Here is a 273-nt window from a genome sequence, read left to right as displayed (position 1 = left end):
AAATCAAACCCGGTGTCGTACGTGCGGAAACAGGCATTCAGCCCGAAGACGGCAAGCGAGGTGCGGTCAATGCTGCGAGCTGTGGTGTGGAGCGACCACAAGGGTGTGCCTACGGCACCGCGGCTGCAAAACAACTTCGTGGAGATTGCCGGAAAAACCGGAACCGCACGCATCATGGAGCCGGGCGTGGGATACACAAACAAACTCCGGGTGACGTTTACCGGCTTCTTCCCTTACGACAAACCGATGTATTCATGCATCGTGGTGTTCAAC

At 56.4% G+C, this 273-nt stretch carries 1 protein-coding gene; it reads left to right on the top strand.

From position 1 onward, the window contains the following. Positions 1-12: 12 nt before the first annotated feature. Positions 13-273 (top strand): penicillin-binding transpeptidase domain-containing protein (locus QWJ41_RS21325; RefSeq protein ID WP_336623306.1); only part of this gene is annotated, 261 nt, incomplete at its 3' end.

Source organism: Nocardioides cremeus, assembly GCF_030518195.1.
In the GTDB taxonomy this organism is placed as follows: Bacteria; Actinomycetota; Actinomycetes; order Propionibacteriales; family Nocardioidaceae; genus Nocardioides; species Nocardioides cremeus.
Note: the sequence above shows the minus strand (reverse complement) of the source record. Positions and strands in the feature narration are given on the sequence as shown.